This window comes from Streptomyces showdoensis (assembly GCF_039535475.1).
In the GTDB taxonomy this organism is placed as follows: domain Bacteria; phylum Actinomycetota; class Actinomycetes; order Streptomycetales; family Streptomycetaceae; genus Streptomyces; species Streptomyces showdoensis.
The window spans coordinates 2,537,501-2,560,089 of the sequence record NZ_BAAAXG010000026.1; the positions used below are offsets into that span (position 1 = coordinate 2,537,501).

18 protein-coding genes and 2 rRNA genes (1 of these 20 cut by a window edge) are annotated in these 22,589 nt (G+C 71.7%); 11 read left to right on the top strand and 9 right to left on the bottom strand.

The window, feature by feature from the left end:
* Together ABD981_RS24585 and rrf are read left to right on the top strand one after the other, a co-directional pair.
* Positions 1 to 994: ribosomal RNA gene (locus ABD981_RS24585) — 23S ribosomal RNA — on the top strand (it extends 2,127 nt beyond the left edge of the window).
* Positions 995 to 1,100: 106 nt separating this feature from the next.
* Positions 1,101 to 1,217 (top strand): 5S ribosomal RNA (gene rrf, locus ABD981_RS24590).
* Positions 1,218 to 1,324: 107 nt separating this feature from the next.
* Here rrf and ABD981_RS24595 read toward each other — a convergent pair.
* Genes ABD981_RS24595 through ABD981_RS24615 form a run of 5 tightly spaced genes read right to left on the bottom strand, consistent with a single transcriptional unit; the run spans position 1,325 to position 6,696 of the window.
* Positions 1,325 to 2,620 carry a DUF58 domain-containing protein gene (locus tag ABD981_RS24595; protein WP_046910772.1) on the bottom strand — a complete coding sequence of 432 codons (1,296 nt, stop codon included), beginning with the start codon at positions 2,618 to 2,620 and terminating at the stop codon, positions 1,325 to 1,327.
* A gap of 12 nt (positions 2,621 to 2,632) precedes the next feature.
* The gene (locus ABD981_RS24600) at positions 2,633 to 3,616 is read right to left on the bottom strand and encodes an AAA family ATPase (RefSeq protein ID WP_046910773.1); all 984 of its coding nucleotides are present in this window, start codon (positions 3,614 to 3,616) and stop codon (positions 2,633 to 2,635) included.
* The gene (locus ABD981_RS24605) at positions 3,613 to 4,806 is read right to left on the bottom strand and encodes a DUF4350 domain-containing protein (protein ID WP_046910774.1); all 1,194 of its coding nucleotides are present in this window, start codon (positions 4,804 to 4,806) and stop codon (positions 3,613 to 3,615) included. Before ABD981_RS24605 ends, ABD981_RS24600 begins: the two co-directional genes overlap by 4 nt.
* Positions 4,803 to 5,486, bottom strand: coding sequence for a DUF4129 domain-containing protein (locus ABD981_RS24610; RefSeq protein ID WP_046910775.1), 684 nt, complete (start codon positions 5,484 to 5,486; stop codon positions 4,803 to 4,805). Before ABD981_RS24610 ends, ABD981_RS24605 begins: the two co-directional genes overlap by 4 nt.
* A 4-nt stretch (positions 5,487 to 5,490) precedes the next feature.
* On the bottom strand, positions 5,491 to 6,696 hold the full coding sequence (locus tag ABD981_RS24615) for a DUF7847 domain-containing protein (protein WP_046910776.1): 1,206 nt from the start codon (positions 6,694 to 6,696) through the stop codon (positions 5,491 to 5,493).
* 514 nt (positions 6,697 to 7,210) lie between these two features.
* On the opposite strand from ABD981_RS24615, the gene mtrA reads away from it, so the two are divergent.
* The 6 genes from mtrA (at position 7,211) to ABD981_RS24645 (ending at position 14,728) form a co-directional block, all read left to right on the top strand.
* A complete protein-coding gene (gene mtrA / locus ABD981_RS24620; protein WP_009333493.1) occupies positions 7,211 to 7,888 on the top strand; it encodes a two-component system response regulator MtrA in 678 nt (225 codons plus the stop codon).
* Position 7,889: 1 nt separating this feature from the next.
* Positions 7,890 to 9,881, top strand: coding sequence for an MtrAB system histidine kinase MtrB (mtrB, locus tag ABD981_RS24625; RefSeq protein ID WP_123955001.1), 1,992 nt, complete (start codon positions 7,890 to 7,892; stop codon positions 9,879 to 9,881).
* Positions 9,871 to 11,745 (top strand): LpqB family beta-propeller domain-containing protein, encoded by a 1,875-nt coding sequence (locus ABD981_RS24630; protein ID WP_123955002.1) that lies wholly within the window; start codon positions 9,871 to 9,873, stop codon positions 11,743 to 11,745. Before mtrB ends, ABD981_RS24630 begins: the two co-directional genes overlap by 11 nt.
* 150 nt (positions 11,746 to 11,895) lie before the next feature.
* Positions 11,896 to 12,726, top strand: a complete 831-nt coding sequence (locus ABD981_RS24635) for a ComF family protein (RefSeq protein WP_123955003.1) — start codon at positions 11,896 to 11,898, stop codon at positions 12,724 to 12,726.
* Between the two features lie 294 nt (positions 12,727 to 13,020).
* Positions 13,021 to 13,707, top strand: coding sequence for a ribosome hibernation-promoting factor, HPF/YfiA family (gene hpf / locus ABD981_RS24640; RefSeq protein WP_046910779.1), 687 nt, complete (start codon positions 13,021 to 13,023; stop codon positions 13,705 to 13,707).
* 265 nt (positions 13,708 to 13,972) lie between these two features.
* The gene (locus ABD981_RS24645; protein WP_046910780.1) at positions 13,973 to 14,728 is read left to right on the top strand and encodes a response regulator; all 756 of its coding nucleotides are present in this window, start codon (positions 13,973 to 13,975) and stop codon (positions 14,726 to 14,728) included.
* Between the two features lie 62 nt (positions 14,729 to 14,790).
* On the opposite strand, the gene ABD981_RS24650 is transcribed toward ABD981_RS24645, so the two are convergent.
* Positions 14,791 to 15,954 (bottom strand): winged helix-turn-helix domain-containing protein, encoded by a 1,164-nt coding sequence (locus ABD981_RS24650; RefSeq protein WP_046910781.1) that lies wholly within the window; start codon positions 15,952 to 15,954, stop codon positions 14,791 to 14,793.
* 135 nt (positions 15,955 to 16,089) lie between these two features.
* The gene (locus tag ABD981_RS24655; protein WP_046910803.1) at positions 16,090 to 16,662 is read right to left on the bottom strand and encodes a GNAT family N-acetyltransferase; all 573 of its coding nucleotides are present in this window, start codon (positions 16,660 to 16,662) and stop codon (positions 16,090 to 16,092) included.
* A 253-nt stretch (positions 16,663 to 16,915) separates the two neighbouring features.
* Between ABD981_RS24655 and secA the strand changes: the two genes are divergently transcribed.
* A complete protein-coding gene (gene secA, locus ABD981_RS24660) occupies positions 16,916 to 19,720 on the top strand; it encodes a preprotein translocase subunit SecA (protein WP_046910782.1) in 2,805 nt (934 codons plus the stop codon).
* Positions 19,721 to 19,814: 94 nt separating this feature from the next.
* Here secA and ABD981_RS24665 read toward each other — a convergent pair whose 3' ends face one another.
* Positions 19,815 to 20,276: an Rv3235 family protein gene (locus ABD981_RS24665; RefSeq protein ID WP_382748326.1), complete on the bottom strand. Its 462-nt coding sequence runs from the start codon at positions 20,274 to 20,276 to the stop codon at positions 19,815 to 19,817.
* Positions 20,277 to 20,557: 281 nt separating this feature from the next.
* On the opposite strand from ABD981_RS24665, the gene ABD981_RS24670 reads away from it, so the two are divergent.
* A complete protein-coding gene (locus tag ABD981_RS24670) occupies positions 20,558 to 21,064 on the top strand; it encodes a DUF6912 family protein (protein ID WP_046910783.1) in 507 nt (168 codons plus the stop codon).
* Positions 21,065 to 21,099: 35 nt separating this feature from the next.
* On the top strand, positions 21,100 to 21,756 hold the full coding sequence (locus ABD981_RS24675) for an HAD family hydrolase (RefSeq protein WP_046910784.1): 657 nt from the start codon (positions 21,100 to 21,102) through the stop codon (positions 21,754 to 21,756).
* Between the two features lie 114 nt (positions 21,757 to 21,870).
* Here ABD981_RS24675 and ABD981_RS24680 read toward each other — a convergent pair whose 3' ends face one another.
* Positions 21,871 to 22,428, bottom strand: coding sequence for a DJ-1/PfpI family protein (locus ABD981_RS24680; RefSeq protein ID WP_276205607.1), 558 nt, complete (start codon positions 22,426 to 22,428; stop codon positions 21,871 to 21,873).
* Positions 22,429 to 22,589: the final 161 nt, after the last annotated feature.

Genomic DNA, 22,589 nt, shown 5'->3' on the forward strand with positions numbered 1-22,589 from the left:
GGTGGTAACTATAACCATCCTAAGGTAGCGAAATTCCTTGTCGGGTAAGTTCCGACCTGCACGAATGGCGTAACGACTTCTCGACTGTCTCAACCATAGGCCCGGTGAAATTGCACTACGAGTAAAGATGCTCGTTTCGCGCAGCAGGACGGAAAGACCCCGGGACCTTTACTACAGTTTGATATTGGTGTTCGGTTCGGCTTGTGTAGGATAGGTGGGAGACTTTGAAGCCGTGACGCCAGTCATGGTGGAGTCGCCGTTGAAATACCACTCTGGTCGTGCTGGATGTCTAACCTCGGTCCGTGATCCGGATCAGGGACAGTGTCTGATGGGTAGTTTAACTGGGGCGGTTGCCTCCCAAAGGGTAACGGAGGCGCCCAAAGGTTCCCTCAGCCTGGTTGGCAATCAGGTGTTGAGTGTAAGTGCACAAGGGAGCTTGACTGTGAGACCGACGGGTCGAGCAGGGACGAAAGTCGGGACTAGTGATCCGGCGGTGGCTTGTGGAAGCGCCGTCGCTCAACGGATAAAAGGTACCCCGGGGATAACAGGCTGATCTTCCCCAAGAGTCCATATCGACGGGATGGTTTGGCACCTCGATGTCGGCTCGTCGCATCCTGGGGCTGGAGTCGGTCCCAAGGGTTGGGCTGTTCGCCCATTAAAGCGGTACGCGAGCTGGGTTTAGAACGTCGTGAGACAGTTCGGTCCCTATCCGCTGTGCGCGTAGGAATATTGAGAAGGGCTGTCCCTAGTACGAGAGGACCGGGACGGACGAACCTCTGGTGTGCCAGTTGTCCTGCCAAGGGCATGGCTGGTTGGCTACGTTCGGGAGGGATAACCGCTGAAAGCATCTAAGCGGGAAGCCTGCTTCGAGATGAGTATTCCCACCTCCTTGAGAGGGTAAGGCTCCCAGTAGACGACTGGGTTGATAGGCCGGATGTGGAAGCCCAGTAATGGGTGGAGCTGACCGGTACTAATAGGCCGAGGGCTTGTCCTCAGTTGCTCGCGTCCACTGTGTTAGTTCTGAAGCAACGAACGGTTGCTGGTTTCTAGAGCTAGAACACAACTACAGAGTGTGCTTGTTCGCTCGAAACCGATAGGGTTTCGGTGGTCATAGCGTTAGGGAAACGCCCGGTTACATTCCGAACCCGGAAGCTAAGCCTTTCAGCGCCGATGGTACTGCAGGGGGGACCCTGTGGGAGAGTAGGACGCCGCCGAACAATCATTGTGGGAAAGCCCCGCACCTTATGGTGCGGGGCTTTTCTGCGTTCAGGGGCCGTTCAGAGGCCGGTTGTGGGACTCCCAAGGGAGCCCCACAGGGGTGTTGTCAGAGGCGGCCGGCTGCCTTCAGGGCCAGGTACGCGTCCGCGAGGGCCGGTGCCAGGCGGTCAGGAGTCGCGTCCACGACGGTCACGCCATGACGCTCCAGCTGTTCCGCGGTGCGGAGGCGCTGGGCCTGGGCCTGGGTGGCCGCAGCGGCCTCGTAGACGCCGTCGAGCGTGCCCCGGGCGCCGGCCATGCGAGCGATGTGCGGGTCGGCCACGGAGGCCACCAGCACCGTGTGGCGCTGGGTGAGCTGCGGCAGGACGGGCAGGAGGCCCTCCTCGATCGGAGCCGCGTCCAGGCCGGTGAGCAGGACGATCAGGGACCGGCGGGGAGCACGGGCCAGGGCGGTGGCCGCCAGGCCGCGGGCGTCGGTCTCGACCAACTCGGGTTCCAGGGGAGCCAGGGCGTCGACCACGGCGGGCAGGACGTCGCTCGCGGACCGGCCCTGGACCTGGGCGCGCAGACGGCGGTCGTAGGCCAGCAGGTCCACCCGGTCGCCGGCGCGGGCGGCCAGGGCGGTCAGGAGGAGTGCCGCGTCCATCGAGGCGTCGAGGCGGGGGACGTCCCCGACGCGGCCGGCCGAGGTGCGGCCGGTGTCGAGGACGACGAGGATGCGGCGGTCCCGCTCGGGCCGCCAGGTGCGGACGGCGACGGTGGTCCGGCGGGCGGTGGCCCGCCAGTCGATGGAGCGAGTGTCGTCACCCGGGACGTACTCGCGGAGACTGTCGAACTCGGTTCCCTCACCACGGGTCAGAACGCTGGTGCGGCCGTCGAGTTCGCGCAGGCGGGCCAGGCGCGAGGGCAGGTGCTTGCGGCTGGCGAAGGGGGGCAGGACGCGGACCGTCCAGGGCACCTCGTGGCTGCCCTGGCGGGCGGCGAGGCCGAGCGGGCCGTACGAGCGGACGGTGACGCGCTCGGCACGGTGGTCGCCGCGGCGGCTGGGACGCAGGGCCGTGCCGAGGCGGCGGCGTTCGCCGGCCGGGACCGTCACGTCCTGGCGTGCGGGAGCCTGGGTGCTGCTCGGGGGCCAGGCGTCGCGGAGCCGGGCGCGCAGGCGGCGGCGGGACCGGTTGGTGACCGTGAGCTGGACGTCCGCCCCGTCACCCAACCGAACGCTTGTATCACCGCTTCGGGTGAACTGGAGCGTTCTCACTGGCGCGGCCAAGGCGTAGTCGCACAGAATTGCGAGGGAGAGGGGCGCGTTCACCGCGAGCATCCCCGTCCAACTGGGGGCGAGGATGCCCACGGGGAGCGATCCGAGGGCGGCGAGCAGCGCGGTTCGTCCGGTGAGGGCCATGGGGCGCCGTTCTCAGCGGGGTACGGGGACGTGGGCGAGGATCGAGTTGATGACGGAGTCGGAGGTGACTCCCTCCATCTCGGCCTCGGGCCGCAGTTGGACGCGGTGACGGAGGGTCGGCAGGGCCAGGGCCTTCACATCGTCCGGGGTGACGTAGTCCCGGCCGGTGAGCCAGGCCCAGGCGCGGGCCGTGGAGAGCAGGGCGGTGGCTCCTCGGGGGGAGACGCCGAGGGTGAGCGAGGGGGAATCACGCGTGGCACGGCAGATATCGACGACATAGCCGGCGATCTCGGGGGAGACCGCCACCTTGGCCACGGCCTCGCGGGCGGCCTCGAGTTCGGCGGGGCCGGCGACCGGGCGGACTCCGGCGGCCTTCAGGTCGCGCGGGTCGAAGCCCTCGGCGTGACGGGTCAGGACGCTGATCTCGTCCTCGCGTGAGGGCAGAGGGACCGTCAGCTTCAGCAGGAAGCGGTCGAGTTGGGCCTCGGGCAGCGGATAGGTGCCCTCGTACTCGACGGGGTTCTGGGTCGCGGCGACCAGGAACGGCTCGGGCAGCGGGCGGGGTTCCCCGTCCACGGTGACCTGGCGCTCCTCCATGGCCTCAAGGAGCGAGGACTGGGTCTTCGGGGGCGTGCGGTTGATCTCGTCGGCGAGCAGCAGGTTGGTGAAGACCGGGCCGGGCTGGAAGGAGAACTCCGAGGTCCTGCTGTCGTAGACGAGCGAGCCGGTGATGTCGGCCGGCATCAGGTCGGGGGTGAACTGGACGCGCTTCGTGTCGAGTTCGAGAGCGGAGGCGAGCGCCCGGACGAGGAGGGTCTTCGCGACGCCGGGGACGCCTTCGAGGAGGACGTGCCCCCGGCAGAGCAGGGCGACGACGAGACCGGTGACGGCGGGGTCCTGGCCGACCACTGCCTTGCCGATCTCGGTGCGCAGGGCCTCCAGGGAGGCGCGTGCGGTGTCCGAGGTCGTGACGGTCTCGGGGGTCGGGGCGCTCATGAGGTGCGTACCTCTCTTTCGAGGGCGTCGAGTTGGTCCGCCAGGCGGATGAGGGCGGCGTCGTCGGCGGGAGCCGCGCCGAAGAGGAGGTCCCGGTGGTCCACGGCGGTGGCCGGGATCCGGGCGGAGAGTGCGGGGAGGAGGAGTTCGGCCGCGTGGGCGTCCTGGGCGGGGACGCCGAGGAGGGGGGCGAGCCGGGTGCGGGTCGCGGTGCGCAGCACGGTGGCGGCGCGGTCGCGGGCGTTGGCCTTGCGATAGAGCCGGGCGCGGCCCTCGGTGGCCTCGGAGGCGCGGATGGCGACCGGGAGGCGTTCGGCGACGAGGGGGCCGAGGCGTCGGGCGCGCCAGACGGCGGCGAGCAGGGCCGCGACGGTGAGCTGGAGGGTGCCCCACAGCCAGCCGGAGGGGATCAGGTCGAGGAAAGCGGTGCCGGTGTCCTCGGATTCGGGGTCGGCCGGGGTGTCGGCGAGCGAGGGGAGGTACCAGACGAGATGGGTGCGGGAGCCGAGGAGCTGCAGCGCGAGGGAGGCGTTGCCCTGGTGCGCGAGGCGCTTGTTGTAGAGGGGTTCGGGGGAGCCGAGCAGGACGGTGTCGGCGGTGCCCTGGCCGGGGAGCCGGACCAGGGTCGGCAGTCCGTCGGCGTAGTAGCAGCTGTCGGCGGTGGTGTGGTCGGTGACGTAGCGCTCGCCGCCGAGGTCGACGCTGCCGGCGCGGGTGGCGGCCGGCAGGGTGCAGGCGGGGTCCAGGGCCGACACGGAGGTGTCGCCGCCGGTGGTGAGGCCGGGGACCAGGGTGCCGAGGGAGGGGGCGCCGGCGCCGAGCAGGACGGTGCGGCCGGCCGAGCCCTTCATCGCCTCGTACAGCGTGGCCTGCTGGTCGCCGGTGAGCAGGTCCGGGCTGGTGACGAGGAGCGTGGTGTCCGCGCCGGTGGCGGCGGTGGCCCCGGCGAGGGTGGTGGTGACGTCGACGGAGACGCCCTGGGCCTTGAGGAGTTCGGCGAGGGCGCGGCTGCCGTAGGGGTCGGCCGAGCGCGGGTCGAGGCGGCCGTGGTGGTCGGAGGAGCGCATCGTGGCGAGGACGATGCCGCCGATCAGGATCAGGGCGAGGAGCAGCAGGGCGCCGCGCGCGCGGGTCCAGATCTGGCGGGGGGAGAGCGAGGTCGAGGTGGCGCTGGTGGCCGGCCGGCTCATCGGGGGGCCTCCGTGAAGGCGGTGGCGGCGATGGCCGGTTCGAGGCTCGGCTTGGTCCGCTCCACGGCGGTGTCGAGCTGCTCGACGCGGCGGTACGCGGGCTCGTCGGCGGTACGGCCGCCGTATGTGACGTCGTCGAAGGCGCGGGCGGCGGAGCGCAGTCCGTCGGCGTGGGCGGGCAGCGACCGGCCGGCCTCCGCGGCGGCCTCGTCGGCGGTGCGGCCCGGGCGCGGGTCGAGCAGGGCGCGCTCTTCGAGGGAGCGCACGATGGCCCGCATCCGTTCCTGGACGGCCTGGTTCCACTGGCCGGCGGAGGCGTGCCGGGCGGCGGCCGCGCGGTGTTCGGCGGCGGTGCGGGGGCCGTCGTCGAAGAGTGAGTCGCCGCCGCCGGTGGAGGGCGAGCGGCGGGGGGTGCCGAGGCGCCACCACAGGGCGCCGATCACGGCGAGCACGACCAGGGCGACGGCCACGAGGCCGACCACGCCTCCGGGGGTGACCCCGGAGGCCGAGTCGAAGAGGCGTCCGATCCAGTCCCAGAAGCGGTCGAGGCCGCGCTGGAGCAGGCTGGGATCGTTCTCGTGGTACATCGGCTTGGACAGTTCCCGCTCCGCCGCCTCCTGGGCGGGGACGCGGGGGATGTCCAGTGGTACGTCGTCGGTCGTGCCCCCCGTGACCGTCACGCCATCAGCCCCCGTAGCCGGGCAGTCCGGCGGCCCGGGCGAGTTCGAGGTCCAGGGCCTCCCGGCGGATGCGCTGGTCGACGTAGAGGAGCGCGGTGACGCCGGCGGAGATCGGGTAGGTGACCGCGTTGATGATCACTCCGCCGATGCCGGTGACGATCAGGAACGTCCAGCTGTTCTCGGGAGTGGTGCCCGAGAGGAATCCGCTGAAGCCGCCCTCGCTGGCGCCTATGGCGATCGCCGTGAAGGGGATCGCGACGATCATCGCGACGAGGAAGATCAGCAGCTGGGTGAGGAGGGTGATGCCGAAGATGCGCCACCAGGAGCCCTGGACCAGCTTGGCCGAGCGCTTGAGGGAGGTGAGGACGCCCTGGCGCTCCAGCATCAGCGCCGGGGAGGCGAGGCTGAAGCGGACGGTCAGCCAGACGATGGCGGCGAAGGCGGCGATGCCGCCCAGGGCGGCGAGGACCGCGCCGCCGGTGCCGCCGAGGAGCAGGCCCGGCAGCAGACCGACGAACATGATGCCGCAGCTCATCAGCGCCAGCAGCAGGGTCAGCCCGAGCAGGGGGAGCAGTCGCGGGCGGGCCTCCTGCCAGGCGGCGGCGAGGGTGACGGGCCGGCCCAGGACGGCGCGGCTGATCACCACGGTGAGCAGGGCGGCGCAGAACAGCGTCGCGACCAGCATGATCAGGAAGGCCGGGCCCATGCCGATCACGCTGTTCTGGAGCGTGTCGGCGGACTGCTGGAGCTGCTCCGACGGGCTCGCGTCCGGGTCCACCTGCGGCGCGGCCGGCACCAGATAGCGCTGCGCGAGGATCTCGGCGACCTGGCCGATGACGGCGACCGTGACCGAGATGGTCAGCACCGTCTGCCAGTAGCGGCGCATCGTCGTGACCGCGCCGTCGAGGATCTCGCCCATGGTGAGCGGGCGCAGCGGGATCACTCCCGGCTTCGCGGCCGGCGGGCGGCCCCACTGGTTGTGCTGCGGCGGGCCGCCCCAGCCGGGGCCGGACTGCGCTCGGGCCGGGGCCTGGGTGCCGGGGGCCGGGGCGGTCGGCGGCTGCCACTGGCCGGCGGGCGGCTGGTCCTTGGACCACTGGGGGGCGGAGCCGTTCGCGTCGCCGGGCGAGGAGGGCCGGGGAATGCCGGAACCGTCCTGGCCGTCGGAGGAAGCAGATCCGGGCGAGGTCCAGCCCGGAGTGTCGTTCACGGTCGTCCACCTCGAGGAATGGTCGCGGGGCCGGATCGGCGAACCGGCTCGGTCACTGCGGCCGTCCGCCGGGTGCGGCGACGGGCCGGGAGCCATCGTGCCACGCGGGGCCCTCCCGCGGGCGGGCCCAGTCCCACCTGGTGCCTTGTCCCGCCGGGGTTCCGGGGGAGGAGGGGGAGAGATCGGGGAGGGCCGGAGAAGGGCCGGGGGCCGGACGCCCGGGATCGTGATCACCCGGCCCGTGCCGCAAGGGGGCGCGGATCTTCCGGCGGAGGCGGCCGATGGCGGGGTGAGGCCACCGGTCGAAAGGAGCCCGGCCCTCCCCATGGGCCGCGGGAGGGGGCGCAGGGTACGGTTCGGGGCGACCACGGGGGTCACGGGCGTGACATCCATGTCGGGCATCGACACCCACAGGCACCGGCGGTAACGGCGGGTTATCACGGACGTCACCGCAGGTCAGTGAGGTATCTCACCAGCCGCCTAGAGACTGATACGGAAATGGGATGATGTCGATATGAAGGGACGCGTTCTGGTCGTCGACGACGACACCGCACTGGCCGAGATGCTCGGGATCGTGCTGCGGGGTGAGGGTTTCGAGCCGTCGTTCGTTGCGGACGGCGACAAGGCACTCGCCGCTTTCCGGGAGGCCAAGCCTGACCTGGTGCTGCTCGATCTGATGCTGCCCGGTCGTGACGGCATCGAGGTCTGCCGGCTGATCCGGGCCGAGTCCGGGGTGCCCATCGTCATGCTCACGGCCAAGAGCGACACGGTGGACGTCGTCGTGGGCCTGGAGTCCGGGGCCGACGACTACATCGTCAAGCCGTTCAAGCCGAAGGAGCTCGTCGCCCGGATCAGGGCGCGGCTGCGGCGCTCGGAGGAGCCCGCGCCGGAGCAGCTGGCCATCGGTGACCTGGTCATCGACGTGGCCGGTCACTCGGTGAAGCGGGACGGGCAGTCGATCGCGCTGACGCCGCTGGAGTTCGACCTGCTGGTCGCGCTGGCGCGCAAGCCGTGGCAGGTGTTCACCCGTGAGGTCCTGCTGGAGCAGGTCTGGGGCTACCGGCACGCCGCCGACACCCGGCTGGTCAACGTCCACGTGCAGCGGCTGCGCTCGAAGGTCGAGAAGGACCCCGAGCGCCCGGAGATCGTGGTGACCGTCCGCGGCGTCGGGTACAAGGCAGGGCCGAGCTGACATGAGCGCAGGCAGTACTGCTCCGAAGCCCGGTGATCCGGGAGTCCGTACGGGGCGGGCTGCCGGACCGGGGCGGGGGGGCTCGCGTTTCGGCCGCCTGCTCCAGGACGGTGCGCCGGGCGGACCCGTGTTCCGGCTCGTCGCGCGTTGGGTGCGCCGGCCGCTGCTGCCCGCCGTACGGCTGTGGCGGCGCAATCTGCAGGTGCGCGTGGTCGCGGGCACCCTGCTCATGTCGCTCGGTGTCGTGCTGCTGCTCGGGCTCGTGGTGATCGGGCAGGTCCGCAACGGCCTGCTCGACGCCAAGGAGAAGGCCGCGCAGAGCCAGGCGGCCGGTGGTTTCTCGGCCGCCCAGGACAAGGCGGCGACCACGCCGCCCGCGCCCGGCGGGCAGGACGGCGGCCGGGCCGGAGCCTCCGTGAACTGGCGCTCGACGCTGGTCGAGCAGCTGGCCAGTGGCGGCCAGAGCGCGTTCAACGTCGTCGCGCTGTCGCTGGAGACCGGCAACACCGCCAGCCGGGGCGCCCGCGCCTCCGGTGAGGTCGACCCGACCACCAGCATCCCCGCCGAGCTGCGGCACAACGTCGCGCAGGGCACCAGCACCTTCCAGCAGCCCGCGCGGATCCACTACACCAGCGGCAAGGCGTCCGAGCCCGGCCTGGTGATCGGCAAGCGGCTCAACGACGCCGACGGCACCCCGTACGAGCTGTACTACCTCTTCCCGCTGACGCAGGAGGAGGACTCCCTCGCGCTGGTGAAGACGACGCTCGCGACCGCCGGGCTGTTCGTCGTGGTGCTGCTCGGCGCCATCGCCTGGCTGGTGGTCCGCCAGGTCGTCACCCCCGTGCGGATGGCCGCCGCGGTCGCCGAGCGGCTGTCGGCCAACGGGCTCCAGGAGCGGATGAAGGTCACCGGCGAGGACGACATCGCGCGCCTCGGCGAGGCCTTCAACAAGATGGCGCAGACCATCCAGCTGAAGATCCAGCAGCTGGAGGACCTGTCGCGGATGCAGCGGCGGTTCGTCTCCGACGTGTCGCACGAGCTGCGTACGCCGCTGACCACCGTCCGCATGGCCGCGGACGTCATCCACGAGGCCCGGGTCGACTTCGACCCCGTCACCGCGCGCTCCGCCGAGCTCCTCGGGGACCAGCTGGACCGCTTCGAGTCGCTGCTGTCGGACCTGCTGGAGATCAGCCGCTTCGACGCGGGCGCCGCGGCCCTGGAGGCCGAGCCGATAGACCTGCGCCAGGTCGTGCGGCGGGTCATCGGCGGCGCCGAGCCGCTGGCCGAGCGCAAGGGCAGCCGGATCCTCGTCGTGGGCGACGAGCAGCCCGTGGTGGCCGAGGCGGACGCCCGCCGGGTCGAGCGGGTGCTGCGCAACCTGGTGGTGAACGCCGTCGAGCACGGCGAGGGCCGGGACGTGACGGTGAAGCTGGCCGCGGCCGGCGGGGCCGTCGCCGTCGCCGTGCGCGACCACGGCATCGGGCTCAAGCCCGGCGAGGCGACCCGGGTCTTCAACCGCTTCTGGCGGGCCGACCCGTCCCGCGCGCGCACCACCGGCGGAACGGGCCTCGGCCTGTCCATCGCCGTCGAGGACGCGCGGCTGCACGGCGGCTGGCTCCAGGCCTGGGGCGAGCCCGGGGGCGGCTCGCAGTTCCGGCTGACGCTGCCGCGCACCGCGGACGAGCCGCTGCGCGGTTCGCCGATCCCGCTGGAGCCGGAGGACTCGCGGCGCAACCGCGAGCAGGCCGCGGCCGCGGCCGGGGCGCGCCTTGCGGCGGTGCCGGCGCAGCCCGCCGGGGAGCACCCGGCGCTGCCCGTGCCGCCGCGGATGCCGACCGTGCCGCGGGCGACGGTGGACCCGACGGCGCTGCCGGGCAGCGGCGCGCGGGTGGTCGCTCGGCCGGCGACGGGCGGGGACGACAACGGGGGTGCCGGGGGCGAGGCGATGGCGTCGACGCGCGCCGAGCAGGAGGGCGGGACAGGTGGGCGCTGACCTTCGAGGGAAGCGGGAGGCCCTGGGGCGGGGACGGTCGGTGCGCGGGGTCGTGCTGCTGGCCTGCGGTTCGCTGCTGGCGGCCGGCTGCGCGAACATGCCCGACAGCGGGGACGTACGGGCCGTGAAGGCGTCCAACGCGGGGGACTCGCAGGTGCGGGTGTACGCGGTCGCGCCCCGGGACAACGCCGATCCGGAGGAGATCGTCGACGGCTTCCTGGAGGCCATGACGAGCGACGACCCCGGGTTCGCGACGGCGCGGAAGTACCTGACCCGGCAGGCCGCGCGGACCTGGCGTCCGGAGGCGAGCATCACCGTGCTCACCAACGCGCCCGACCGCGACCAGGCGGACCGCATGGCCGACACGGAGAACGAGGGGAAGTCCTACCCGATCTCCGGGCGGCGGATCGCGAAGGTCGACGCCCGGCACGCGTACCGGCCGGAGGTCCCGGCCGAGTTCAACGAGTCGATCCACGTGGTGCAGCAGCCCTCGGCGGACGGCAAGGGCAAGGAGTGGCGCATCGACAGCCTGCCCTCGGGCCTGGTGCTCGGCGAGGCGGACTTCCTGCGCAACTACCGCTCGGTCAACAAGTACTACTTCGCCTCGGGGGAGAACTGGGTCGTCGCCGACCCTGTCTACATCCGGCAGCGGCAGGACCCGGTCACCCGCATGGACCCGGTCACGCAGACCGTGAAGGCGCTCCTGGAGGGCCCGACGGGCTGGCTCGGCCCGGCCGTCGACTCGCGCTTCCCGTCCGGTACGGAGCTGAAGAAGGGCGTCACGACGCTCACGACCGACGACCAGTTCACCCTGAAGGTCCCGCTCAACGCCAAGGCCGACCACATCAGCTCCCTGGTCTGCAAGGGCATGGCGGCGCAACTGCTGTTCACCCTGGGCGACCTGACGTCGGCGCGGGTGGAGCAGGTGGAGCTCCAGGGCAGCGACGGCAACCGGCTGTGCCTGCTCGGCAAGGGGCAGGCCACCGACGAGTTCTCGCCGGTGCGCGACCCGGGCCGGGGCGAGAACCCCTTCTTCGTCGACGAGCACGGCAAGCTGATGATGCTGTCCGTCGCCTCCAAGCAGCTGGACAAGCCGGTGGAGGTGCCCGGACCGTTCGGCACGGGCGCGCTGCCGCTGACGTACGTGGCGGTGGACCGCGAGGAGAACCGGGCCGCCGGGATCGTGCAGGAGGGGCGTGCGCTGCGGGTCGGCTCGATCACCTCCGACGAGGAGCCGGCGCAGCCGGTCGTGACCAGCGCCGGACCGCGGCGCGAGGACCGGCTGTCGGCGCCGAGCTGGGACGGCCACGGCGACCTGTGGGTCGCCGACCGCAACCCGGTCAACCCGCGCCTGTGGATGGTGCCGGGAGGCCAGGGCGAGCCGGTCGAGGTCAGCACGCCGTGGCTGAAGGACGGTGCGCGGATCGAGTCCCTGCGGGTCTCCGCCGACGGGGTGCGGATCGCGATGCTCGTCACGAAGGACAAGCGCACGACCCTGCAGATCGGGCGGGTCGAGCGGACCCGCAGCGAGGGGCACGAGAGCGTCTCGGTCGAGTCCCCGCAGCGGGCCGCGCCGCGCCTGGAGTCCGTCACCGCCGTGTCCTGGGCCGGCCCCAGCCGCCTGGTGGTGGTCGGTACCGAGGCGGGCGGGGTGCAGCAGGTGCGGTACGTGCAGACGGACGGCTCGACGTCGACGACCTCGGTCCTGCCGGGTCTGAACGGGGTCACGGCGGTCGCCGCGCCGCACGGTGAGCAGTCGCCGGTGGTCGCGGACTCCAACAACGACGGCATCGTGCGGCTCGTGCCCGGGGCGAACTGGCAGCCCATCGTGAAGGAGGGGCGTTCGCCGGTCTACCCCGGCTGAGGTTCCCCCGGCCTTTCCCTGTCCGGGGGCCCGGCCGCCGGCTCCGGCTGCCCTCCCGGGCCCCGGACCCCCCGCCCGCCTGGCGTCCGTTCTGCCGCCCGGTTTTCCACAGGGGTGGCCCGGCGGGGCCCGCGGGAGGAGAGTGGAGCCATGCGGGGGTGGTGGCGCGAGATCGCCGGGCTGGTGCTGCCGGTCGCCTGCGGAGGCTGCGGGAGACCCCGTGCGGGGCTGTGCCCGCGGTGCGAGGCCGGGCTGACCGGGTCCGGTCCCCGCAGGGTGCGTCCGCGGCCCGAACCCCCGGGGCTGCCCGTCGTCCATGCCGCCGCGCCGTACGAAGGTGCCGTGCGGGCCCTGCTCCTCGCCCACAAGGAGCGTGGGGCGTTGCCGCTCGCCGGACCCCTGGGCGCCGCGCTGGCCGGGGCCGTGGCGGCCGCCGCAGGGCCCTGTGAGGCGTCCGGAGGCGGATCGCTGCTCCTCGTACCGGTGCCGTCCTCGCGGAGCTCCGTACGCGCGCGTGGCCACGATCCGACCCGGCGGATCGCGCTGGCCGCGGCGGCGCGGCTGCGGCGTTCGGGGCGGGCGGCGCGGGTCCTGCCGGTGCTGCGTCAGGCCAGGCCGGTGGCCGACCAGGCCGGGCTGGGGGCGCGCGGGCGGCTCGCCAACCTGGCGGGCGCCCTGGAGGTCCCGGCGGGCGGCGTGCGGCTGCTGGAGGAGGCCGGCCGGACGGCCGGGAGGGTGGTTCTCGTGGACGATCTGATGACCACGGGTGCATCGCTCGCGGAAGCGGCGAGGGCACTGGGTGCCGCCCGTTCCGGTGTACACCGTCCGTTCATTCCTGGATTACCGGACAGCCCGAAGGGGCCTGCGACGGAAGGCCTTTTCGAACAGCCGGCAGCGGCTGTAGTCGCATCCTCTCCGGCTTCGTTCGAAATAAACCGGAACTCTCCGAGAACTTGCATCGTTGCAGGTGGTGAGAGGTGAGAACACCCGAATGGAGGTAAGTCCCGTCAGCGGGTGACGACACCCGTCCGAACGAGCTATGTTCGGTTGTGAGGAATGGCGAAGGCTACGCCTCACCTAATGCACGGGTGCGCCTACAGGACGGGAGTTCAGGGCGAATTAACCTCTTGTCAATGGGGTGGGGTGCTTGTCGACTGGGGAGGAGAGGGGCGAAGTCGCCAAGTCCGAGACCCCGGCAATCGCCGGAGTCTGGTGCAAAGGGAGATGCTCCGCGGCCTAGGAGCCGTAGGGAGCGATCCGGGAACGGAGTTCTGCGTGGACATCGTCGTCAAGGGCCGCAAGACCGAGGTGCCCGAGCGGTTCCGTAAGCACGTGGCCGAGAAGCTGAAGCTGGAGAAGATCCAGAAGCTCGACGGCAAGGTGATCAGCCTCGACGTCGAGGTGTCCAAGGAGCACAACCCGCGGCAGGCCGACCGGTCCGACCGCGTGGAGATCACCCTCCACTCCCGAGGCCCGGTGATCCGGGCGGAAGCGGCGGCAGGCGACCCGTACGCAGCGCTCGACCTCGCCAGCGACAAGCTCGAGGCCCGACTGCGCAAGCAGCACGACAAGAGGTTCACCCGCCGTGGCAACGGCAGGCTTTCGGCGGCGGAGGTCGCCGACGTGGTGCCGGGCGTGGCGTCGCTGAACGGCGCCGGCCAGGTGGTGCCGGAGGAGACCGGCACCGTTCCCACCACGATGATGGGTTCGATCGAGGTCCAGGGCGAAGGACCGCTGGTGGTCCGCGAGAAGACCCACAAGGCCGCCCCCATGACGCTCGACCAGGCGCTCTACGAGATGGAGCTGGTCGGGCACGACTTCTACCTCTTCGTCGACTCCGACACGAAGCAGCCCAGTGTCGTCTACCGGCGGCACGCCTACGACTACGGCGTCATCCACCTGGAGAGCGACCCCCTCGCGGGTGAGGACCTCGGTGGCGCGGGCGGTGCGCTCGGCGGCTGACCCGGCCGCCCGAGTACACCCTCGCGACCGAGCCGCGGTCGCGGATCCGACCTGGTGCCCCTGGAGCGCCCCCCGCGCTCCCAGGGGCACCCCTGTGCGACCGGAAGCGACGGAATGCGACCGCGTGCGACCACGCGTTCACCGCGAGGCCGCCGAGGCATGAAAGCATGGTGTGCACGCCAACCGGTGCTCCCCGAGCAGCGGTTGGAGGACCGAAAGCGATTCAGTACACGACTTCAGGCCACGGCCTTCAGGGGGAGGAACGATGGCGGACAGCTTCGGGCCGGTGCACAGCGGGCGAGAGTCCCTCGGCACGGTGAACCCGGAGGCATCGGATCCGGCCATCGGCGCGTCACGCGACGAGCCGATCCGGGTCCTCGTCGTGGACGACCACGCCCTTTTCCGGCGCGGTCTGGAGATCGTCCTCGCGCAGGAGGAGGACATCCAGGTCGTCGGAGAGGCCGGGGACGGGGCGGAGGCCGTCGACAAAGCGGCCGATCTGCTGCCCGACATCGTGCTGATGGACGTGCGGATGCCCAAGCGCGGCGGGATCGAGGCGTGCACCTCGATCAAGGAGGTCGCCCCCAGCGCGAAGATCATCATGCTGACGATCAGCGACGAGGAGGCCGACCTCTACGACGCCATCAAGGCGGGCGCGACCGGCTACCTCCTGAAGGAGATCTCCACCGACGAGGTCGCGACCGCGATCCGCGCGGTCGCCGACGGCCAGTCGCAGATCAGCCCCTCGATGGCCTCGAAGCTGCTCACCGAGTTCAAGTCGATGATCCAGCGCACCGACGAGCGCCGACTGGTGCCCGCGCCCCGGCTGACCGACCGCGAGCTGGAGGTCCTCAAGCTGGTCGCGACCGGTATGAACAACCGGGACATCGCCAAGGAGTTGTTCATCTCCGAGAACACCGTCAAGAACCACGTGCGGAACATCCTGGAGAAGCTCCAGCTGCACTCCCGGATGGAGGCCGTGGTCTACGCGATGCGGGAGAAGATCCTCGAGATCCGCTGAGGCCCCCGGCCCCCGGCCCTCCGCCCACCGCCCGGTCCTGAGCCCAGTCCTGAGCCCGGTCCTCAGCCGAGCGACTTGACGAGCTCTGCGGCGAGTTCCGGAGAGTCCACGCGCTCCACCGCCACCGCGTCGCAGCCCACCCACTCGGCCGCCTCGCGCAGTGCCCGCGCCACCGCGGGGACCGCCTTCGGGCCGTCCAGCGACACCTGCCGGGCCACCAGCGTCCGGCCCTCCCGCGCCGGGTCCACCCGGCCGACCAGACGGCCGCCGGACAGGACCGGCATGGCGAAGTACCCGTACACCCGCTTCTGCTTCGGCACGTACGCCTCCAGGCGGTGCGTGAAGCCGAAGATGCGCTCGGTGCGGGCCCGCTCCCAGATCAGCGAGTCGAAGGGCGACAGCAGCGTCGTCCGGTGCCGTCCGCGCGGCTCGCTCGCGAGCGCCGCCGGGTCCGCCCAGGCCGGCTTCCCCCAGCCCGCCACCGTCACCGGCACCAGCCCCGAGTCCGCCACCACCGCGTCGAAGGCCTCGCCCTTGATCCGGTGGTAGTCGGCGATGTCCGCGCGGGTGCCGACGCCCAGCGCCTCGCCGGCCTGCCGTACGAGACGGCGCAGGCACTCGGTGTCGTCCAGGTCGTCGTGGAGCAGCGCCTGGGGCACGGCCCGCTCGGCCAGGTCGTAGACCCGCTTCCAACCGCGCCGCTCGGTGACCACCACCTCGCCGTACATCAGCGCCCGCTCGACGGCGATCTTCGAGTCGGACCAGTCCCACCACTCGCCCTTGTTCTTCGCGCCGCCGAGCTCGGTCGCCGTCCGCGGGCCCTCGTCGCGCAACTGCCGGATCACCGCGTCGTACGCCCCGTCGGACAGCTCGTGGCCCCAGTGCGGGCGGTCGCGGTAGGCGCGGCGGCGGAAGGCGAAGAGCGGCCACTCCTCGACGGGCAGGATGCACGCGGCGTGCGACCAGTACTCGAAGGCGTGGCCCTCGGTCCAGTACGCCTCCTCGACCGCGGGTCGGCCGACCGCGCCCAGGCGCGCGTACGGGATCAGCTCGTGCGAGCGGGCCAGCACGGAGATGGTGTCCAGCTGGACCTGCCCGAGGTGGCGCAGCACGCCCCGCACCCCGCCCCGGCGGTCGGGGGCGCCGAGGAACCCCTGGGCCCGCAGGGCGATCCGGCGGGCTTCGTCGGCGGACAGTTCGGCGGCGGGGCGCGGGGCGGTCGTCATGATCCGCACCCTAGAGGGCGGCACTGACAACACCCCGGGACCGGCCCGCGGCCCGCCACCGGGCCCGAGCCCGCCCTCGCCGCCACCGGGCCCGCGCCCGCCCTCACCGCCCCCGGGACCGGCCCGCGGCCGTCGTCACCCCCCGTGCGGCAGGTACGGCAGCCTGGCCGGGAGGCCCAGGTCGGAGGGGAGCAGGGAGCCGATCCAGGAGTCGCGGACCGTGCCCTTGTTGACCAGACCCGCCCGCTCGACGCCCTCCAGGACGAAGCCGGCCCGTTCGGCCACCGCGCGGGAGCCGGTGTTGCCGACCTCGGCGCGCCACAGCAGGCGGTGGCAGTCGAGCGCGGTGAAGGCCCAGTGGGCGACGGCGCCGGCGGCCTCCGTCATGTAGCCGCGCCCCCGGTGCTCCTTGGCCAGCCAGAAGCCGACCTCGCTGACCCCCTCCCCGCGGGCCGTCAGGCCGATCGCGGCGAGCAGCGGCCCGCCCTGCACCGGCTCGACGGCGAACGCGTACTCCCGGTCGCTGCTCCAGCCCTCCGGCACCATGCGGTGGACGAAGAACTCGGCGTCCCGGCGGGTGTACGGGGAGGGGACGGTCGTCCAGCGCTGGATGTCGGGGTCCTGACAAGCGGCGTGGACCGCCTCGACGTCCTCGGGGGTGAAGAGGCGAAGACGCAGCCGGTCCGTGGTCAGAGTGATGGGCTCCATGACGGAATTGTGGTGACCCGCCCGGGCCGATGCGAACACTTTTCGGTAGCGGGCGGCACCTTCCGGCGGCCTCGTGCGTTCTCTCTTGAGAGAGGCCTCACGGGCGGGAGCAGGGCTCCCGGCACAGCGGGCCTCCCTCCGCGAGGGCGGTCTCGCTTACGATGGCCGTTGCGGTGGGGACCACCTGCCGTGCCCGCGCCCGAGTCATGACAAGACCCAGTGCCAGGCCCGACCGGCAAGGAGACCAGCCTCAGTGTCCGTCTTCAACAAGCTCATGCGTGCAGGCGAAGGCAAGATCCTGCGCAAACTGCACCGCATCGCGGACCAGGTCAACTCCATCGAAGAGGACTTCGTCAACCTCTCCGACGCCGAGTTGCGGGCGCTCACCGATGAGTACAAGCAGCGCTACACCGACGGTGAGTCCCTCGACGACCTGCTCCCCGAGGCGTTCGCCACGGTCCGTGAGGCCGCCAAGCGCGTCCTGGGCCAGCGCCACTACGACGTCCAGATCATGGGCGGCGCGGCCCTCCACCTCGGCTACGTGGCCGAGATGAAGACCGGTGAGGGCAAGACCCTCGTCGGTACCCTCCCGGCGTATCTGAACGCGCTCTCCGGCAAGGGCGTCCACCTGATCACGGTGAACGACTACCTGGCCGAGCGCGACTCGGAGATGATGGGCCGGGTCCACAAGTTCCTCGGTCTCGAGGTCGGCTGCATCCTGGCCAACATGACCCCGGCCCAGCGCCGCCAGCAGTACGCCGCGGACATCACGTACGGCACGAACAACGAGTTCGGCTTCGACTACCTGCGCGACAACATGGCGTGGTCCCAGGACGAGCTCGTCCAGCGCGGCCACAACTACGCCTGTGTCGACGAGGTCGACTCGATCCTCGTCGACGAGGCCCGTACGCCGCTGATCATCTCCGGCCCGGCCGACCAGGCCACCAAGTGGTACGGCGACTTCGCGAAGCTGGTCACCCGCCTGGTCAAGGGCGAGCCCGGCAACCCGCTGAAGGGCATCGAGGAGACCGGCGACTACGAGGTCGACGAGAAGAAGCGCACCGTGGCCATCCACGAGGCCGGCGTCGCCAAGGTCGAGGACTGGCTGGGCATCGACAACCTCTACGAGTCGGTGAACACCCCGCTCGTGGGGTACCTGAACAACGCCATCAAGGCGAAGGAACTGTTCAAGAAGGACAAGGACTACGTCGTCATCGACGGCGAGGTCATGATCGTCGACGAGCACACCGGCCGTATCCTCGCCGGCCGCCGCTACAACGAGGGCATGCACCAGGCGATCGAGGCGAAGGAGGGGGTGGACATCAAGGACGAGAACCAGACGCTCGCCACGATCACCCTCCAGAACTTCTTCCGCCTCTACGACAAGCTCTCCGGCATGACCGGTACGGCCATGACCGAGGCGGCCGAGTTCCACCAGATCTACAAGCTGGGCGTCGTCCCGATCCCGACGAACAAGCCCATGCAGCGCAAGGACCAGCCGGACCTGATCTACCGGACCGAGGTCGCCAAGTTCGCCGCCGTCGTCGACGACATCGCCGACAAGTACGAGAAGGGCCAGCCGGTCCTCGTCGGCACCACCTCGGTCGAGAAGTCCGAGTACCTGTCGCAGCAGCTCAGCAAGCGCGGCATCCAGCACGAGGTGCTGAACGCCAAGCACCACGAGCGCGAGGCCGCGATCGTCGCGCAGGCCGGCCGCAAGGGCGCCGTCACCGTCGCCACCAACATGGCCGGCCGTGGTACGGACATCAAGCTCGGCGGCAACCCGGACGACCTCGCCGAGGCCGAGCTGCGCCAGTCCGGCCTGGACCCGGTCGAGCACGTCGAGGAGTGGGCCGCGGCCCTTCCGGGCGCCCTGGAGCGTGCCGAGAAGGCCGTGAAGGCGGAGTTCGAGGAGGTCAAGGAGCTCGGCGGCCTGTACGTCCTGGGCACCGAGCGCCACGAGTCCCGCCGCATCGACAACCAGCTCCGCGGCCGTTCCGGCCGTCAGGGCGACCCGGGCGAGTCCCGCTTCTACCTGTCGCTCGGCGACGACCTGATGCGCCTCTTCAAGGCCGCCATGGTCGAGCGCGTCATGGCGATGGCGAACGTGCCGGACGACGTGCCGATCGAGAACAAGATGGTCACCCGGGCCATCGCCTCCGCGCAGGGCCAGGTCGAGAGCCAGAACTTCGAGACGCGCAAGAACGTCCTGAAGTACGACGAGGTGCTCAACCGCCAGCGCGAGGTCATCTACGGCGAGCGCCGCCGCGTCCTGGAGGGCGAGGACCTCAAGGAGCAGGTCGGCCACTTCATGGACGACACGATCGACGACTACATCCGCCAGGAGACCGCCGACGGCTTCGCCGAGGAGTGGGACCTGGACCGGCTGTGGAACGCCTTCAAGCAGCTCTACCCGGCCAAGGTCACGGTCGAGGAGCTGGAGGACGCGGCCGGGGACCGGGCGGGCATCACCGCCGAGTTCATCGCCGAGTCCGTCAAGGACGACATCCACGAGCAGTACGAGTCCCGCGAGGCCCAGCTCGGCTCGGAGATCATGCGCGAGCTGGAGCGCCGCGTGGTCCTCTCGGTGCTCGACCGCAAGTGGCGCGAGCACCTCTACGAGATGGACTACCTGCAGGAGGGCATCGGCCTGCGGGCGATGGCCCAGAAGGACCCGCTGGTCGAGTACCAGCGCGAGGGCTTCGACATGTTCTCCGCGATGATGGAGGGCATCAAGGAGGAGTCCGTCGGCTACCTGTTCAACCTGGAGGTCCAGGTCGAGCAGCAGGTCGAGGAGGTCCCGGTGCAGGACGCGCCGTCCCTGGAGAAGGGCGCCGTCGCGGCGGGCGCCGGCCGCCCGGAGATCCGCGCCAAGGGCCTGGACGCGCCGCAGCGCCCGGACCGGCTGCACTTCTCCGCGCCGAAGGTCGACGGTGACGGCTCGGTCGTCGAGGGCGACTTCGCCTCCGACGGCGGCGAGGCCGCGGGCGACGGGCTGACCCGCGCGGAGCGCCGCAAGGCGCAGAAGAACGCGGGCGGACGCCGCCGCAAGAAGTAAGCGGCAGGGCTGTACGGAGGGGCCGGTCACCGGGTGCGGTGACCGGCCCCTCCGCGTCTTCGCCGGCGGGCCTGCCCGATCCGGAAAGCACGCCCTAGGCGGGCAGGCCGTCCAGCTCCACCGCCGCGCAGCGCCAGCGGCGGTCCCGGCCGCGTTCCAGGCGGAAGGCCATGGCCCGGACGCGCTCGCCGGTCGCGATGGTCGCGCAGGCCTCGACGGCGTCCGGGCCCGGGGGCCGGGCCGAGCAGTGGCGCAGCACCGGGCGGGGCCCGCAGGAGCGCAGCGGGGTCTCCGGGGCGAGCCGGACGAGCTGTTCGTACGCCTCGCCGATGGTGTGGCCGAGCATCCAGTGGACCGGGCGCTCGCCGCTGAGCACGGCGAGCAGCTTCTCGGCGAAGAGGACGTGCGGGGGCGGCATCCGGCGCGGGCCGACGCCCGCGCGGCCGCGGGGGCCGGTGCCGGCGGGGCCCGAGGGCCCCCTGGAGCCGGCGGGGCCCGAGGGGCCCCCGGGGCCGCGGGGGGAGCGGGCCGGGCGGGTGGGCGTGTGCGTGGTCATGACGGTCCCCGTTCGTCGCGTTCGGTCACCGACCGGTACCAGTCGGTAACTTCCGTTGGGGATCTTGTACGGGGGCGGCGGTCGCCCGGGCAAGGGGCGCGGACCCGTGCGCGAGGGCGCGGCGGGGTTCACCTATCAGGGTGACGGAGGGGTTCCTGGGGCCCACGGGGGCCCGGGGGCGCGGCTCCCGGGGGTGACGGGGCGAGGGGCTGGGTCGGGGGCCCCGAAGGGGGACTCCGCACGTATCCTGAGGGCGTCTCCGACTACGAAAGCGGCCAGCCATGCGCGTCTACGTCCCCCTGACCCTCCCCGGTCTCGCACAGGCGCACAAGGCGGGCGAGCTCGGTCCCGGGCCGCTCACCGCCTATGCCGTCACCCCCGCGCTGCGCGAGTGGTACGTCTCCGACGACATCGAGGAGCTGGAGTACGCGGCCCTCAACCGCGCCGCCGCCGCCTCGCTGCGACTGCTCGCCGGTGACCCCGAGGCCGCCCGGCGCCGGATCGTGGTCGCGGTGGACGTGGCCGACAAGGACGCGGCCGTGGACCCCGACCGCGGGCTCGACGCGAGTGCGCTCGGCGAGGTCCGGATCGCCGGGACCGTACCGCTGGCCAAGGCCGCGGCCGTGCACGCCGACGCCGACGACGCCCACGCGGACGTCTCGGCCGCGGCGGACGCGCTCGGGGCGGCGGACCAGGGCGACGACGACGCCCAGTTCGTCGTGGACGGCGCCGAGGACCACGAGCTGCTCTGGTACGGGGTGCAGGAGATCCCGGGCCTGCTGGGCTGAGTCGGCGCACCAGGGCCGACCGGTACCGTGCCTCCATGGGGAAGCACGGGAAGCACCTGGTCTGGGACTGGAACGGCACACTGCTCGACGACACCGGCGCGGTGATCGGCGCGACCAACGCGGCCTTCGCCGAGCTGGGGCTCGAGCCGATCACTCTGGAGCGGTACCGCGAGCTGTACACGGTGCCGGTGCCGAAGTTCTACGAGCGGCTGATGGGGCGGCTGCCCACCGATGACGAGTGGCTGGTCATGGACGGCGCCTTCCATCGGCACTACTGGCAGCGGGCCGAGGGCTGCGGGCTCACCGCGGGCGCCGCGGAGCTGCTCGCGGCGCGGCAGGCGTCCGGGTTCACGCAGTCGCTGCTGTCGCTCGCGCCGCACGAGGAGCTGATACCGCTGGTGCGGCGGCACGGGATCGCGGAGCGGTTCCTGCGGGTCGACGGGCGGGTCGACCGGTCCACCGAGGGCAAGTCGGGGCACATGGTCCGGCACCTGGCGGCGCTGGAGGTGCCGGCGGAGCGGGTCGTCGTCATCGGGGACGCGGCGGACGACGGGGTGGCGGCGCTGCACGTGGGGGCGCGGGCCGTGCTCTACACCGGGGGGTCGCACAGTCGGGCTTCGCTGGAGCGGGTCGGGGTGCCGGTCGTCGACTCGCTCGCGGAGGCGGTGGCGGTGGCGGAGGAGCTCGTCTAGGGGCCGAGTGCGCTGCCGGGTGCGGCCCGGTGGGGGTCTGTGCGCAATCTCCCCCGGACTTCGTCCGGAGGACCCCCGGCCCTGGCGGAACGAGGGCCCACAGACCCCCGGGTGCTACGCCTTCGTGTCCCGCAGGACCTTCAGGAACTCCCGCATCCAGCTCGGGTGGTCCGGCCAGGCCCGGGAGGAGACGAGGGTGCCGTCGACGACCGCGGCCGAGTCCTGGAAGGTGGCGCCCGCCGCCTGCATGTCGAGCTCCAGGGCCGGGTACGCGGTCACGCGGCGGCCCTCCAGACTGCCGGTCGCGGCCGTCAGGAGGGGGCCGTGGCAGATCTGGGCCACCGGCTTGTCCGCGTCGAAGAAGGACTTCAGGATCTTGCGGAGCTCCGGGTCGTTGCGCAGGTACTCCGGGGCGCGGCCGCCCGGGATGACCACGGCCAGGTACTCACCCGGGTCGACCTCGGAGAAGGCCAGGTCGGCGGGCCAGGTGTAGCCCGGCTTCTCGGTGTACGTGTCGTAGCCGGGCTCGAAGTCGTGGACCACGAAGCGGAGCTGCTTGCGGGCGGGCGCCGCGATGTGGACCTCGTACCCCTCCTCCAGGAGGCGCTGGTACGGGTACATCACCTCCAGCGACTCCGCCGCGTCCCCGGTCACGATCAAGATCTTCGCCACTGCGTCTCCCCAAGAGCGCTCGTCGGTCGGTATGCCCCGGGTAACCATTCGTCGCTGTCCACAGTGTCAAACTTCCCCCCCTGGTTTTGTACACATAAGGACCATGACGGTCCGGGGGGCAACAGCGATAGGCTTTTCCCGTGATCAGCGCGATACGCCGA